The 14,956-nt window shown below is 59.5% G+C and carries 16 protein-coding genes; 4 read left to right on the top strand and 12 right to left on the bottom strand.

All coding sequences use genetic code 11. From position 1 onward, the window contains the following. Positions 1–78: 78 nt before the first annotated feature. A complete protein-coding gene (locus RMO15_RS02035) occupies positions 79–2,916 on the bottom strand; it encodes an NB-ARC domain-containing protein (protein ID WP_309707330.1) in 2,838 nt (945 codons plus the stop codon). An 82-nt stretch (positions 2,917–2,998) separates the two neighbouring features. Here RMO15_RS02035 and RMO15_RS02030 point away from each other — a divergent pair, with 82 nt between their 5' ends. The 4 genes from RMO15_RS02030 to RMO15_RS02015 are packed head-to-tail and all read left to right on the top strand — an operon-like array spanning position 2,999 to position 6,169. Then, positions 2,999–3,160: a PEP-CTERM sorting domain-containing protein gene (locus RMO15_RS02030; RefSeq protein WP_309707328.1), complete on the top strand. Its 162-nt coding sequence runs from the start codon at positions 2,999–3,001 to the stop codon at positions 3,158–3,160. Positions 3,161–3,183: 23 nt separating this feature from the next. Further along, positions 3,184–4,401 carry a serine hydrolase gene (locus RMO15_RS02025; RefSeq protein ID WP_309707327.1) on the top strand — a complete coding sequence of 406 codons (1,218 nt, stop codon included), beginning with the start codon at positions 3,184–3,186 and terminating at the stop codon, positions 4,399–4,401. Between the two features lie 18 nt (positions 4,402–4,419). Beyond that, complete coding sequence (locus tag RMO15_RS02020) at positions 4,420–5,244, top strand: phytanoyl-CoA dioxygenase family protein (protein WP_309707325.1); 825 nt, start codon at positions 4,420–4,422, stop codon at positions 5,242–5,244. Then, on the top strand, positions 5,237–6,169 hold the full coding sequence (locus tag RMO15_RS02015; protein WP_309707324.1) for a GNAT family N-acetyltransferase: 933 nt from the start codon (positions 5,237–5,239) through the stop codon (positions 6,167–6,169). The genes RMO15_RS02020 and RMO15_RS02015 overlap by 8 nt, the downstream gene beginning before the upstream one ends. A gap of 9 nt (positions 6,170–6,178) precedes the next feature. Here RMO15_RS02015 and RMO15_RS02010 read toward each other — a convergent pair whose 3' ends face one another. The 11 genes from RMO15_RS02010 to RMO15_RS01960 all read right to left on the bottom strand — a co-directional run. Then, entirely contained in the window at positions 6,179–7,969 is a 1,791-nt protein-coding gene (locus RMO15_RS02010; RefSeq protein WP_309707323.1) for a sugar-binding domain-containing protein, read from the bottom strand. Positions 7,970–8,146: 177 nt separating this feature from the next. Next, a complete protein-coding gene (locus RMO15_RS02005; protein WP_309707322.1) occupies positions 8,147–8,395 on the bottom strand; it encodes a hypothetical protein in 249 nt (82 codons plus the stop codon). Position 8,396: 1 nt separating this feature from the next. Further along, positions 8,397–8,741, bottom strand: a complete 345-nt coding sequence (locus tag RMO15_RS02000; protein ID WP_309707320.1) for a hypothetical protein — start codon at positions 8,739–8,741, stop codon at positions 8,397–8,399. Further along, complete coding sequence (locus RMO15_RS01995) at positions 8,738–9,346, bottom strand: hypothetical protein (protein ID WP_309707319.1); 609 nt, start codon at positions 9,344–9,346, stop codon at positions 8,738–8,740. The genes RMO15_RS02000 and RMO15_RS01995 overlap by 4 nt, the downstream gene beginning before the upstream one ends. 8 nt (positions 9,347–9,354) lie before the next feature. Continuing rightward, the gene (locus RMO15_RS01990; protein WP_309707317.1) at positions 9,355–9,927 is read right to left on the bottom strand and encodes an aspartyl/asparaginyl beta-hydroxylase domain-containing protein; all 573 of its coding nucleotides are present in this window, start codon (positions 9,925–9,927) and stop codon (positions 9,355–9,357) included. 19 nt (positions 9,928–9,946) lie between these two features. Further along, positions 9,947–10,240, bottom strand: a complete 294-nt coding sequence (locus RMO15_RS01985) for a DUF3144 domain-containing protein (RefSeq protein WP_309707316.1) — start codon at positions 10,238–10,240, stop codon at positions 9,947–9,949. Between the two features lie 28 nt (positions 10,241–10,268). Further along, positions 10,269–13,085, bottom strand: coding sequence for an EAL domain-containing protein (locus RMO15_RS01980; RefSeq protein ID WP_309707314.1), 2,817 nt, complete (start codon positions 13,083–13,085; stop codon positions 10,269–10,271). Next, positions 13,082–13,882, bottom strand: coding sequence for an alpha/beta hydrolase (locus tag RMO15_RS01975; protein WP_309707312.1), 801 nt, complete (start codon positions 13,880–13,882; stop codon positions 13,082–13,084). The genes RMO15_RS01980 and RMO15_RS01975 overlap by 4 nt, the downstream gene beginning before the upstream one ends. Before the next feature lie 66 nt (positions 13,883–13,948). Beyond that, complete coding sequence (locus tag RMO15_RS01970) at positions 13,949–14,254, bottom strand: hypothetical protein (protein WP_309707310.1); 306 nt, start codon at positions 14,252–14,254, stop codon at positions 13,949–13,951. Positions 14,255–14,266: 12 nt separating this feature from the next. Next, positions 14,267–14,740: a hypothetical protein gene (locus RMO15_RS01965; protein WP_309707309.1), complete on the bottom strand. Its 474-nt coding sequence runs from the start codon at positions 14,738–14,740 to the stop codon at positions 14,267–14,269. Between the two features lie 3 nt (positions 14,741–14,743). Continuing rightward, a partial coding sequence (locus RMO15_RS01960; protein ID WP_309707308.1) for a hypothetical protein occupies positions 14,744–14,956 on the bottom strand: 213 nt, incomplete at its 5' end.

The raw sequence follows: 14,956 nt of genomic DNA, 5'->3' as shown, positions 1-14,956 counted from the left end.
AGTCCGGGCTTTGGCAGTAGGGGCAAGTAATTACAATCATGAAACCATTATACAAACAACGCGAGAAAACCCATAGCCCTAGGCTGAAAGCGGCTTAGGAGAGCGCTTGGTGACTTGAGCACGTAGAAACGGCGGCAGAGCAAAGCCGTGGTGCTGGCGCAGGGCCTCGGCGGCTCCCCAGAGCAGAGTGGCTTGCGCGTGTGTCCCTTGGGCCTGACGAAGAAGTCCCTCCTCGATCAGTACCAGAAGTTTACTTTCAGGAGTGTCCCAGTGCTGGAGTGACTCCTGTGCATTCTGGAGAAGTGCCTCGGCCTGCTGTAGCGCCCCTCGCTCTCGATGCGTGGCGGCTTGAACCAGTAGGAGCCGTGGTAGTAGCCCCGCGCTAGGCTCGCCTAGGAGGTGTTGGAGGGCTTCAGAAGCAAGCTTCTCCGATGCACTAAAGTGCCCGAGTCGCAAGAGTCGCTCCGCATGGCCGTAGCGTGCCCCCACCTCGCCCAGCGTGTAGCCCACTTCCTGCGAGAGCGTCAGGGACTCGTCGAGTGCGGCGGTTTCCTGAGCCTCATTGCCCAAGTCGCGCTCAATCTTTGCCCACCATAGCAAGCTTGCCGCAAGCGAGATCCGATTCTTTATCTTCCTATCTCGCGTCAGTGTCGGCTCAAGCAAAGCACGAGCCTGCTCGTAGTCTCCCCGGAGCCAGGCCAGAGCCGCACGGGCACCATGGCACCAGAGTGGGCTTCCTCCTATCGCATCACAGAGATTCTGGGCCTCTTGTAGCGTGCGCTCGGCCCGCTCTAGCTCCCCCTGATCTCGTGCCAGAAGCCCCTGCGACTCCAGGACGTACACAAGCCCCCCGTGTGTGCTCTGTGCCTTCGCCGTATTGTAGTGATGCAAAGCCGTTTGAAAATCGCCCTGGAGATGCGCTAGTTTCCCCGCCTGCCAGTGGCCCCGCCCAAACTCCGGATCGTCGCGGGGGATCTCTTCTAAGAAATGGGTGAGGTACTTGCGTGCCTCGATAATTCCCCCTCGTAGTCGGTAAAGAGAGCCCGTATAGATCACAAGCCCTAGCCCAAGCGTATGCAGCTCTGGGGTCTGCACGGCTGCATCTAGGGCTGCCCGCAGGTTTGCTCGCTCTGCTTCTAGGTGCTCCAGCCAGAGCTGCTGCTGGGCATCGTCGCTGTCACGAAGAGCAAGCGCGTGGAGCCAGGTGAGCAGTCGGGTCTCGGCATGCAGCCGCTCTGCGGGTAACAAGTGCTGCTGGGCAAAGAGGCGCACGGTCTCCAGCAGGCGAAAGCGGCCCGCTTCTGCCAGCAGCAGTGAGTGTGAGACGAGTCTCGTGAGCCGATCCAGTGCAGCAAAGTCATCCTCGCCCGGAAAGGCCACGTGTACGGCTCCCTCTAGCGACCAGCTCCCCCGAAAGACCGAGAGCCGGGCTAGGGCGAGCTGATCCTCGGAAGCGAGCTGCTCCCAGGACGACTCCAGAACGGTTCGAAGCGTGCGGTGCCGCTCGGGGTGTGCCACTCCCCCTTGAAGTACGCGAAAGCGCTCCGTGAGTCGCTCCGTGAGCTGCCCCGGGGTGAGCACCCCGAGCCGCCCTGCCGCCAGCTCAAGCGCCAGAGGGATCCCCTCCAGCTGCTGACAGAGGTTTGCCAGGGTCTCAGGCTCTAGCGCTACCCCAGGACGTGCTCGTCCCGCACACTGGACAAAGAGCTGGTGAGAGTCGTTCTGCCCTAGTGGTTCCAGCCGCCAATGCACCTCGCCGGGTAGCTCCAGCGGCTCGCGGCTGGTGATCAGAAACGCAAGCTGTGGGCACTCCTGACGCAGTGCTTGAACCAGCGCACGGCACGCAGGCAAGACATGCTCCGCATTGTCCAGCACGAGCAAGAGCCGCTGGCTGGCGAGTGCAGCAACAAGCTCTTTCAGGCTCTCACACCGCTGCCCCAGGCTACGTCCGACGGTGGTGACAGTGGTAAGGAGTGTGTCGGAAGCGGGGAGGGTAGCTAGCTCTACAAACGCCGCGCCGTCGGGGAACTCTCCGCTTAGCTCCTCAGCGACGCGCAGAGCCAGCCGCGTCTTTCCCAGCCCCCCCATGCCGAGAATCGTTACCAGAGGCTCGTAGAGCAAGAGGTGTACAAGCTCAGCCTGCTCCTCGCGTCGTCCGACAAATGCTGTGGGAGGCTGGGGAAGCCGGAGAGGAGCACTCTCAGCCCACTTAGGGCGAATCGGCGGAGGCGCAGGCTGACGAAGCTTTGCTTGGAGAGCAACGTAGAGCGCTTGGGTCCGTGGATCGAGCACGAGGCGCTGGGCACTCAGCCGCTCCCGAAAGGCTCGAAAGATTCCCAATGCCTCGCTCTGCCGTCCGAGCTGCATTCCCAGCTCCATCAGCCTGCGAAGGGCTTCTTCATGGAAGGGGGCAGTGTCGAGCAAGGCTTTCAAATGCTCGTAGGCCTCGTCTCGTGGGGCGCCACGTGCTAGTGCAAGCCGTGCCTCGATGTAGCGCTCCTCGCGCTGGCGACGCTCCGCAAAGACCCACTCTTCGTCGCAGCCTTCGAGGAGTGCGCTTTTGTAGAGAGGAAGCTGCCCCGTCGGATCACCGTCAAAAGTGAGCACATCACAGTCGGCAGCTCCTGCATCGAAGGAGAGAGTGGTGTGTGTTGGGGAGCAGACGGTGAGGGCATCCGGCCCCAGAGCGCGACGCAGGTCGGTTAGTGTGCGGCGCAGGTTTGCCAGCCCGCTCTCGGTGGGAGCATCGGGCCAGAGCTGTCCTGCAAGCCAGACCCGCTCCACGGTTTTTCCCGCGCGGAGCACCAAAAGCGCCAGCAGCCAGAGCCCCTTGCGTGTGCGGAGCGCAGGGAGTAGCTCGCCATCGGAGCGGCGCACCTCGGGCGGACCAAAAAATCGCAGAGTAAGCCGTCCCATAGCGGGAAAATTCCCCGTTGACCACGATTTTTCCTTGTTTCTGTCCACGGTTCCGTCCTCCGTGGGATGAGAAAATCTCTCTATGAAAATTAAGCTTCTCGCCTCACTCGGTAGTGGCACACCCCGCGTGGTCTACCTCGACAAAGTTACCATCACTGCCGCACCAGCAGCGGCACCAGAGCAGGCGACGCTGGCACTGCTCACTCTTGGGGGCACGCTGGTGGTGCTCCGCCGTAGAAAATAAAAAACGAAAGAAAACAAAAAATCATGAAAAGACAACTTCAGCTTCAACAACTACCGCGTGGCCTGAGCCAGCTTAAAATAGACCGGCATGTCATTGATCCGCCTCATGTGCGCGGCATTCAGATGGAGATCGTCGACGAGCGCAAAGAGAAGATTTTCAAGGCCAATCTTCCTCTCAAGACTTTCGTGAAGAAACCCAAGCTGGACGAGGCGGCGTTTTGCACGGCGATTCATACGATTCTCAAAGACCATACCACCGGCTATCTTCTCCACCTTCGAAAAAACGGGAATCTAACCCACAATCTCGTCTGGCAGTGGGCACAGACTCCCGCCGATAAGAACGATAGCTGGACGGAGAGCACCCGAATGCACGTGGCCAGCGTGAGTAAGTTCCTCACGGCCATTGGGATGGTCAAGGCGCTCGATAGCAAAAATGTCTCCTACGACACCCCGATTATCGGGTACCTGCCCGACTACTGGACCAAAGGCAACAAGATCAACCAGATCACGTTTCGCCACTTACTGACCCATAAATCGGGCTTCAGCACGGGAGGCTCCGATTCGAGCTACACGTTTATGAAAAGCCGGGTGGCAATGGGAGTGTCCAGTGTTGGTAGCTCCTCGGACTACGAGAACATGAACTTCGGGCTCTGCCGGATTTTAATGCCGATTGTGTTGGGGGACATGCCCAAGAACGCCAACTTCATGCCGAGCAACACCAATATCAACGACCAGGCCTGGGATGCGGTCTCGCTCCAGCACTACACCAACTACATGCAGGATAAAGTCTTCGAACCCGCCGGGGTGAACAACGCAGGCTTTGAGCCGATTCCGGGCAAGAACAACGCCTTGGCCTACGACTTCCCTCACGGCAGCAAGAAAGGCTGGAACTCGGGTGACCTGGGGAGCATGGCAGGCGGCGCAGCATGGCGGCTCTCGATTAAAGAATTGCTCGATGTCATGAACCATGCCCGGCGTAAGAACACGATCCTACCCAGTGGCAAGTTCCAGTACCTCATAGATAACTACTTTGGCATTGACCAGCAGATCAACACCCCCGCAGGCAAGCTCTACAACAAAAACGGCGGCTGGGGGTCGGGAGGCCGAAAAGAGCAGTGCGTCGCCTATGTCCTTCCTGACAACATGGAGCTCGCCGTCTTCGTGAACTCGCCCATCGGCACCGAGGACTACTCCCTGCGCGGCCTAGTCAAAGATGCCTTTGTAGGCTGCCTGAGCGAGTAAAGCTGTTACAATAAGCGCATGGACGAGCAGCAACGGCGCTTTTTTGACACTTTCGGCTACATCGGTCTCCCCGGTCTTCTTTTGGACTGTATCGGGGAGATCATTGACGGCTTCGAGGCGATCTGGGCAGAGAACGGTGGTGGTCATGCGGGTCGTCCTCACGAAGGGACGGCCCGCTCGTGTATTGCCCAGTTCTTAGATCACCACGAGCGGCTCTGTGCCCTGCTCGACGATCCGAGAATTCTGGGAATCGCCAAGGCCCTCTGTGGCGATGACTTCAACTACATGGGCAGCGACGGCAACTACTACGTCGGGGATACCGGCTGGCACTCCGACGGCTGGCACCGGCAGCTTCGCCATATCAAGATCGCCTTCTACCTCGACCCACTTACCAAAGACACAGGCTGCCTGCGCGTGATCCCCGGAAGCCACCGGATCGGGGAGGGCTACACGGAGGAGCTACAAACCAACCTCCGCCAGAGCCGCGACCACTGGGGCGTTTCTGGGCCAGAAATCCCCGCGATTGCCCTCGAAACTCAGCCTGGCGATGTGCTGGTCTTTAACCACAACACCAAGCACGCCGCGTTTGGCGGTGGCACCCGGCGGCGGATGTTCACGATGAACCTCTGCGAGCGCTACCCCGACGACAAGCTCCAGGAGCTGCGCGACTACCTCAGCGGGGGCGCTCGGTTCTGGGTAGAGCGTGCCTACCACGACACGCTTGTTGCCACCGCAACCCCAGAGCGCCTGCGCCATCTAGAGCAAGTCCGCGCCAACGACGGCCACCTCGCCGAGCTTGCCCGCGCGGCTCGCGAGAAGATGAACGAACCGTCACGTGGCTGATGTCCTCTTGAGGCCCCGAAGTGCGGACGACGCTTCGTTCTTAGAGGCACTCCACCAGCTTCAAGAAGCGGATAGCGCCCCGTTGAGCCTGGAGCAGAATGGGGAAAAGGCAGGTGAGGAGTGGGTCGCGGTTAAGGGAAGCGAGGGCGTGGGTATCGGCAGTTTTCACCCCGCCTGGTGGACAGGAGACCCGAGCACCTACCGCATCGACATTCGGGTTCACCCCGATCATGCTCGTGAGGGGGTCGGAACGCACCTCTACAGGCAGCTATGCTCCCGGCTACGCCAACATGGGGCGACGCGCCTTCTCGGCTGGGTTCGCACCGATGCTCCCAGTGGTTCTGGCTTCGCACTTCGGCATGGGTTTATTGAGACGGGGCAGGTCGTTCAGGAGTGCCGCCTCCGTGTCTCCAATGCCCAGCTTGCCTTCGCGGAGGAAAGAGCAAAGCGCCTCGGGCAGAAGGGACTAAAGATCGCTTCGCTGGCTGAGCTGGGCAATCGGGGCGAAACGTTTCTCTATACGCTGTCTCGACTGGGAGACGACACGGAAGCGCCATCGCAGGATACAGCAGAGTCTCGGCATGCGTTTTTAGCATGGAAACAGGAAGTTCTGCACGGCGCGGGGCTATCGCCACAGACCCACTGGGTTGCTCTGATGGAGAACGTTCCGGTCGGCATGACCTACGTGAAGCGCTTAGGAGCAGAATCAGCCGAGAATGACTATACCGGCGTCGCTGCTGCGTACCGAGGCCGTGGGATCGCCTCCGCTCTGAAAAGACAGGCGATTCTGTGGGCAAAGACCCAGGGAATTGTTTGGCTTTATACCTCCAGCGAGATTGGCAACACCACCATGATCTCTCTGAATCGTCAGCTGGGCTACGAGCCGGGCGCACAACGCAGAGAGATCATGTGCGATCTCGTTTGAACTCGCGAGCTATTTCTCAATCACCGCTTTCTTCGTCTGGACGGCCTTGAGCTTCTCGTTGTCGAACTTGGGCTTTCGATCAAACGTGTAGACCCCGTTCTCTTCCGGGTAGATATCGGTGAGCTGGGTGTAGCAGTAGCCGAACATATTTTTATCCCCGAGCAGCACATCGCAGAGTCCCTCGAAGCGGGCGTAGAACTCCTCCAGACTCTTGACTCGCTCGCCGTAGCCCCAGCTCTCCTTGTTGTCGAAGGCCGCCGGGTTCCACCAGATACCGCCAAACTCGGAGCAGAAGTAGGGCTGGCCGCCGTAGGGAATATTGGTGGGTTTGTTGTCCCAGCCGTTGTTGATAAAGGGCTTGCCGTCTTTGAGGCCCGCCATCTTCTCGCCAAATTTCACCGGGTCTTGCTCGTAGTCGTGGGAGTCGTAGATATCGGACTCACGCACGCGATGGGCATACCCCGACGTATCCAAGACTGGGCGCGTTGCATCGGCAAGCTTGGTAGCCAGCCACATCCCGCGGGTCACATCATCGAGCTGGCGAATCTGGTCGGAGTTCTCCTGGAAGGTCTCATTCAGCGGGCACCAGCCGACAATGCTCGGGTGCGAGTAGTCCCGCTCCACGGCCTCCAGCCACTGCGCGATGTAGCTCGCATCGGGCTGCTGGTGATTGGTGGACGGCCCAAAGCCGCTACAGCCCCAGTCGCCAAACTCCCCCCAGACCAGATACCCAAGCTTATCGGCCCAGTAGAAGAAGCGCTCCTCGAAGACCTTCTGGTGGAGCCGCGCCCCGTTAAACCCGGCGGCGATACTACGCTCGATATCCAGGCGAAGCTCGTCGTCGCTGGGTGCCGTCATCACCGACTCTGGCCAGTAGCCCTGATCCAGCACGGTGCGCTGGAAGACAATCTCGCCGTTGAGTTTAAACGCCATCCCCGAGAGCGCCACAGAGCGCAGACCCGCATAGCTCTCCACGGAGTCGAGCACCGTCTCGCCTTGCGCGAGTGTCAGGGTGATGCCGTAGAGGTGCGGATCGGTGGTGCTCCAGACACGCTTGCGGTTCTCGGGAACGTCCAAGATCAGCCGCGCCGCAAAGTCCAGATCAGCGCGCACGCTCGCGGTCGAGACCACGCCACTGGCATCGGTCAGGGTCGCCGTCAGCGTCAAACCCTCCACATTCGGCCCCGGCCCGTGCGCGGTCAGCGGGACGACCAGCTCGAAGCGGGAGTTGGCCAAGTCTGGCGTGATGCGCGGACGCTTCATCGCGATATCGCTCACCGGCTCCAGCCAGACCGTCTGCCAGATTCCCGTGGTGCGGGTGTAGAAGCAGGCGTAGGGCGCGAACTTGTTGGCCTGCTTGCCGCGCGCCTGCGGCACCCCATGCTTGTCGCGAGCCCGCACCACAATGGTCACGGTCTGCCCGGCGCACTTGCCCAGATTCGCAGAGAACGGTGTAAAGCCTCCCCGGTGCCGCGCCACTTCCACGCCATCGGCCCAGACCGTCGTGTCGTAGTCCACCGCGCCAAAGTGCAGCAGCACCACTTTGTCCGCCCAGCTAGCCGGAACCGCCACTTCCTTGCGGTACCAGACCGCGTTCAGAAAATCCACGTGCTCCAGCCCGGAGAGCTTGGACTCGGGGCAGAAAGGCACCGTGATCGTCCCCGTCAGCGCCCGGTCTTTCACCCCACGCTCGATGCCAGAGTCGCCGTAGTCCGCTTCGAACTGCCACGTCCCATTTAAATTCAGCCAGTCCGCCCGCACAAACTGTGGGCGGGGATACTCAGGTCTTGGAATGCTCATGGCAAACAGGGTACCTGAAACTCACGCCGCCGGGAATAGCCCAATCGCATGCTAGGCTTTGCGAAACACACTCGGGGCTAGCGTGGATGGTGAACGTCCCGCTTTGGGGCGCTTCGCGCCGCCTCTCTCGTTCCTCGTTCGGTCATAGTTTGAATCAACGATCCGTGCAGAGTTCCCTTAAGCCTCTTCGTCACCGTCTTTCAGCAAGCGCTCTAGAGCAGCACGTGCCTCGTCGCCGGATAGGATGCCTGCATCGGTGGAGCGAAAGACCTCGACCTCGATGGAACCGTCGGCGAAGAACTCGACCTCCCAGCGCTCTCCGGGAATGTCCACCCGCACCATGATGGCCTCGGGACGGTTGCGCTCCAGGCGGTAGTAGATACGGGTACGCTCCAGATCGTCCAGGAAGTTCAGTAGGTTGTTCATATTAGTGGCACTTCTCGCAGACAAGAATCACGGGCTTGCCTTCGGTGCTGCTCCACTCCGAGGCGAAGTAGCAGTACGCGTCGGGGAAATCTTCCGGGCGCACTCCATTGTTGAGGGGGACCAGATGAGGATCTAGCTCGTTTTTCCAGAACGTGTAACGCTCCTCCAGTGGCACCCAGTAAAGCGGATCGCTGATGTTGGCGATCACAAACTGTACTGGGCCAAGACGTAGCAAATTTCGGATGTCGTCCGCACCGACGGCGCGGAGACGAGACGTTTCTAAAAACTCCGTGCCGTGCCATAGCCGCTCCAGAGGCATGCTAGAGACACGGGCCGGAGTATTCATCGTCCCTCGTCGCTCCAGGTTTTTAGGTTAGCTTTGCAGTGCTCTGACCACGTGGTGCGCTCTGCGAGCGAGCCTTGGGTGAGGCGCTCATAGGCAGCTTTACTGAGGTCGTTGGCGTGCGCTAGAGCCGCGTCGAACTGTGCCTGAATTTCGGTATCCGCAGGCACAAAGCCTCGCTCGTCGCGTAGCTCGGTATCGAAGAGTGCGTCCCAGGGATCGAAGATCAGGTTGTACTGCGGATTCTCGGCGTCCTCGTCGTAGGAATCCCACGCGCTCTCGTCGGCCTCGCGACCGCCGAAGTTAGGGACGGGCGAGCGAAGGGCAGTCCAGGCCAAGAGGCCATCGGGGGTGAAGCGCACAACGATCAGCCCCGGCTCCCACTCAATACACCAGAAGATCGCCTTATCGTGGAGGATATAGCTGTACTTCGCGACCGTCTGAAGCACAACTGCCGGGCCGCTGAGATACTGCTCATCGGAGAGAGGCTGAAGTTGCTGAGTGACTTGGCGAAGATAGGCGTCGTCGCCGGAAGCAACGGGAGCGGTGTAGAGAGTCGCGCTCTCCGGATCGTCGTCGCTCGGAACAAAGAGTAGGTACTGCATCATGAGACGGATTACTCCCTACCTCTTGAACCACGGCTGAGCTTTGCCGCGAGCATCTGGCGAACTTCTGGGGGCATCTCCGCGTTGTTGGTCGGGGAGCATCCAGGGCGAAGAAAATCAAGCAGGAGGACAAGCCGATCAGACTTCGAGTGATTCCAGGCCTCATGCTCGCTGGTGTCATCAAAAACGAGGCAGCGACCTTCTTCCCAAGAGCGAGTTTCCTCTCCCACACGCATCGCACAGTTCTCGGGAACCACCAGTCCTAGATGCAGGCGATAGACATTCTCGACCCAGCCACGGTGGGGTTTGATGTGTGTGCCTGGGGCAAGCCGGGAAAATCCTGCTGTCTGGAGGCCAGGAATCGCCTCTAAAGCTTTTTTTGTCTCGGGACAGAGGGCCAAAGCTCCCTCGATTTGATGCCCCCACGCCACCAGACCAAAGACCGACCAGCCCTCTCCGTACATTTCCTTTTGAACCCAGGGATCAAAGGTAGTGCCAGGCAATGCGAGGCATTCTTGCCGGATTTCAGCGAAGCATTTTTCTAGGTTTGTGATGAAGGGATAGTCATGGGTATCAAGGTACATTGCCAGTTCTCATTCGTCTCTACTGGATGCGTCCCATGTACTTTTCGAAGTTCTCGATATAGTCATCGAGGTTCTCGGAGAGCATGATGCGGTATTGCTCGCAGAAGTAGTCGAGGGTTTCTTCGCGGCCTTTTGCCATCTCGGTGCGGGAGCTATAGCCTGTGGCGGTTACCCAGGCGTTGAAGCGAGCGGCGGCGTAGAGGGAGGAGGCGCTCACTTTGCCGTGGCTCACGTCCTTGGAGATCTGCTCGTTGGAGAGTTTGATGTGGGCATCGGCCCGCTTAAAAAACGTCTTGTCTGCCTGGTTTGCCATGCTCGTATTTTAGCACAGGCCGCGCTGTCTACGCCGTGAGAACGTTCTCGATGGGCTCGGGTTGGTGGAGAAGATAGCCCTGCGCGAAGTCCACGCCGATCTCGCGCACACGGGCAAGGGTTTCGGGGCGATCCACAAACTCGGCGATGGTCTTGACACCAATCACTTGGGCCACTTCCACAAAGCAGCGTACCGTGGCGTCGTTGAGGCGGTCTTCCGTGAGGTTGCGGATGAACTGGCCGTCAATCTTGAGCACGTCCACCGAGAGGTTCTTGAGATACCCAAACGACGAGGCCCCCGCGCCAAAGTCATCGAGTGCAATACGTACCTTCAGTGCACGGACCTGGGTGATAAAGAGCGCTGCATCGGCCATGTGGGTCACGGCGGCGGTCTCGGTGATCTCTAAACAAAGGCGCTTGCAGATATCAGGGCCTGCTTCGGTGAAGATCTCGATGGCCTGCCGGTGGAAGACGCGATCGCCAATAGACTGCCCCGAGACATTGACACAGAGGGTGTCCACGAGCGAGATATTTTTCAGAGACGAGAGCCAAGCAATCGCGTGGCGTAGCACCCACTGGTCAATGCGCGATGCTAAATAGAAGCGCTCCGCGGCGGGCAAAAAGACCCCAGGGGCGACCAAGCTACCATCGCGCTCGACCATGCGCAGGAGCACCTCTGCGTGAAGTCCCTGTAGTGGCGCTGTTGTATCGAGGGTGTGAATGCGCTGGGCGTAGAGCTGAAAACGATCCTCATCCAGCGCCTGCTCTAGCCGCGTGGCCCACTGCATCTCGCCCTGGCGCGTCCGAATCGCTTGGTCGCTGTCGAGCCAGACGTGCACCCGGTTGCGCCCCGCGTCTTTTGCGGCGTAGCACGAGCTGTCGGCGGCTTGCACAATGGCCGACGTGTTGCTCCAGCGACTGTCTACTGGCACGAGGCCGATACTGGTGCCGATTCGAAACCGCCGCTCATCGTGGATAAAGCGGTAGTCGTTCATGCGCTCGCAGATCTGCTCAGCCACGCGGCCCGCCTGCTCCGAGGTGCAGTGCTCTAGGAGCACGCCAAACTCATCGCCTCCGAGGCGCGCAAGGGTGTCTCGGGCACGCACCGACTCTCCCAGGAGCTTGGCCACTTGCTGCAAGAGCTGATCCCCTGCGGAGTGACCACAGGCATCATTGACGAGCTTGAACTGATCCAGGTCAATGAATAAGAGCGTGTGCTCACCGCGGTCTTCGTGCGCCTGGTGCAGGGTTCGCCGCAGGCGGGTGTCAAACTCGGCGCGGTTGACCAGACCGGTGAGCGTATCGTGGGTGGCGCGGTAGCTCATCTCCCCGCTCAGGCGGCGCTGCTCTGTCACATCATGGAAGACCAGCACCACCCCGAGGATCTCACCGCTCTCGTTGCGAATCGGGGCGGCGGAGTCCTCGATGCCAAACTCTTCGCCGTGCCGTGAGATCAAAAGCGTGTGGTTGGTAAGCCCAACGACTTTGCCCTTCTGAAGCGCCACCATAACGGGGTTCTCTGTGGCCTGACGCGTTTCCTCATTGACAATCTGAAAGACTTGGTCTAGGAGTTGCCCCTTGGCTTCCTCAACCTGCCAGCCAGTCATGCGCTCCGCGACGGGATTGAGCCAGGTGACATGCCCCGTGGCATCCGTGGTGATCACCGCATCGCCAATGGACTGGAGCGTCACACGAAGCAGCTCGTGCTGCTCGGCGAGCTCCGCTGTCAGGCGACGGTACTCCGTAATATCCTGAAAGGCACCGATTAGCCGAACGGGTTTGTCGCCCTCAAACTCCACGGAGCCCACAGCCCGCACCCAGCGGCGCGCACCGTCACGGCGTATGATCTGGAGCTCCAAATCATAGCCCGGCCCACCCGCCATTCCTCTTGCGACGGCGGCTTCAATGATCGGCACGGAGCTGGGCTCATAAAAGGCGATGGCCTCTGCTAAAGTGGGGGTAAAGTCTGAGTCTATCCCATGGATACGGCGCACCTCGTCAGTCCACAGAAGGCTGCCCGTGCCCAGATCTACCTCCCAGCCTCCGACACCTGCAACACGTCCCATGCGCTCCAAGAGATTCTGTGCCCGCTTCAGCGCCGAGACATCTGCGATACTGGCAAGGAAGCCTAAGACCTCACCCGTCTCCGGATGGATATCCGGGATATAGTTAGCAAGTTTGTGACCTGGCTTCCCATTGATATTGGGAATGGGGCGCTCAAACTGCTGTGGCTCACCGGCGAGTGCTCCCAGAATCTCGCGTTGATTGAGCTCAAACAGATGTCCTCCACGGAGATCTTGTAGGCGGCTCCCAAGTAGCTCTTCCGGCTTTTTGCCATACCATTCTAGATAGGCTTGGTTGGCAAAGCGGCAGATAAGCTCTTTGTCCCAGTAGGCAATTAGCTCCGGAATGGCATCGGTGACGGATCGAACAAACTGCTGGCTCTGGGCGAGCTGCTGTGCTGCTGTCTCCGCCGCACGGCGAGCACTCAGAAGCTCCGCCTCAAACTGACTGCGGTTCTGGGTGACAAAAAGCGTCCAGTAGTAGGCAGTCACTCCCTCATACGTGCTCTTGCGGGCATTGACAAGCACCGGAAGCATGTTGTTTTCTAGGTTGCGAAGCTGAAGAACCGCCTCACGAACACTCTCCTCACGCAGCAAGAGCGGCCAGAGGTGCGTTTGCAGAAAGATGCGACTCGCAGGCGGAAAGAGCATCTCCATCGGCTGGTTGCACCAGGTGTCCTCGGTTCCTCCCACGATGGCCCGTAAGGCATCATTCACCCTCATCACGGAGCCGCGCTCATCGGTGATCAGTGCGGCGCAAGGCAGCTCATTGAGAAGGATCATGCCTTGAGATACTCGCGTAGGGCAGCCGCGACAAGGCCCGGATTGCTCATGTGGGCGCAGTGCCCAGAGACATCAAGTACCTTCAGAGTGCTCTGGGATAGGTGCGCGTGGATATACTCTCCCACACTGAGCGGCGCGAGAGCATCGTTCTGGTGCTGCAAGATCAGGCTCGGGCACGTCACATTCGGGAGGTCCGCGCGGTTGTCGGCAAAAAACGTCGCTCGTGCAAAGATGCCCATGATGTGCGGGTCGGTGGAGCAGAAGCTCTCGGACAGCTCCGTGGAAACCGCCTCGCCTCCCGTCTCGCCTGCAACCACGGGGGCTAGGTAGCGCGCCCAGCCCATGTAGTTCTGCTCCATCAGTGAGAGCAGGCCCTCCAAGTCTTCACGTTCAAAGCCGCCCGCATAGCTCGGAGGGTCGTTGAGAAAGCATGGCGATGGCCCGATCAGGATCAAGCGCTCAAAAAGCTCGGGACGCTGGATCGCGGCCAGAATACCGATGCTACAGCTCACCGAGTGCGCCACCAGTGTCACCCCTTGACGTAGCTCCAGCGCCTCACAGACCTCAATCACATCTTGGGCGTAGCCCTGAAGCGAGCTGTAGCGAGCCTCCGTAAACGCCGATGCATCCGACTTCCCACTGCCCACGTAGTCAAAAAGAACCTGCTGGTGGGTCTCCTGAAACGCCGGTGTCAGGCGGCTCCACATGTCCTGGTTACAGCCAAACCCATGAGCATAGAGAAGAACAGGCTTATTTGCCCCTTCGACGTGGACATTATTTCGCGTAAGGATATTCATTGTCTGCTACAAAGTTAGATTAAGTTAAGGCCGCCGCAGTATAGCATAAACCAAGCGGCCCCTGCATCATAACGTGAGCAAGCGCAGCTTCCAGCTCTTGCCTGCTTCCCGCCCACTCACCAGATCACCGTTCTCGCCCGGCTCTACGAAAGAGAAGCGGTAACGCTTTGAGTCTATTGAGAGCACAACCCCCGCGCCGAAGTAGTACCACGGAAAAGAGACATCGGTGAGGGACTCCCGAGGAGTGTCGAAGACGGTCTCGCCTGCACTCTTAAAAACTAAACGATCTTGGGTTAGTTCCAAAATTCCAGAAGTGCTCTTGAAAAGCCCCTGAAGTAGCCAAACGGAAGTGGAGAGTTTATCACGGCTCATCAATAGTCTACTTTACTCCTTTGAGAAATCGCGAAGGATACGCAGCGAGCCCCCAGGGGGATTCACCGAGTAGTCCACTTCATACTCTCCCCGGATAAGAGCGCTCGGCCACTGAGTGATCTGCTGCAAGATACGTCGCCCCGCCGGGTAGGGAATGGCAAGCAGCGCCTCATAAAGGGGCATCCATGCGAGCTCGTCGGAGAGAGCTTCAGCCTCCTCGTCTAGGTGCGCGGCGTACCACCGAAAGGGAGTGGGGGCTTCTCTGCGGGCAAAGTGCTGGCGTACCTCGGCGGCAAGCCTTATGTCGCGAATCTGAACCCCCAGCTCGCGGGCAAACGCCTCCAGAAAACGCAGGCAGGCCTCGTCGTTGGCTCGGCCACTCTCGGATAGCTCGGTGCCGGGCACTTCCCACTGGTCTCTCCACTTGGCGAGGAGATAGCGCCCGGAGGCATCGGTGATGAGTAGCTTAATCCAAGGGGGCTCCATCGTCTAAATCCTCAGGAGCAAGTCCCCGTCGCCGGGGGGTATGGTGTGGACTTTGGAGACTTTCCCCGTGGCGGCGCTTTTGTGAGGCGTATCCAGCTGAATCTCAAAAGCTTTCGCATCGGGCAGGACGCAGACGACGCGGCCTCGGTCAAAATCTCGGTACCAGCCCAGCGGGTGCGATTTCTCGGCCATTCCCAGCGGCGTTCCGCGCTCCAG

Source organism: Armatimonas sp. (genome assembly GCF_031410135.1).
Taxonomy (GTDB): Bacteria; Armatimonadota; Armatimonadia; order Armatimonadales; family Armatimonadaceae; genus Armatimonas.
Note: the sequence above shows the minus strand (reverse complement) of the source record. Positions and strands in the feature narration are given on the sequence as shown.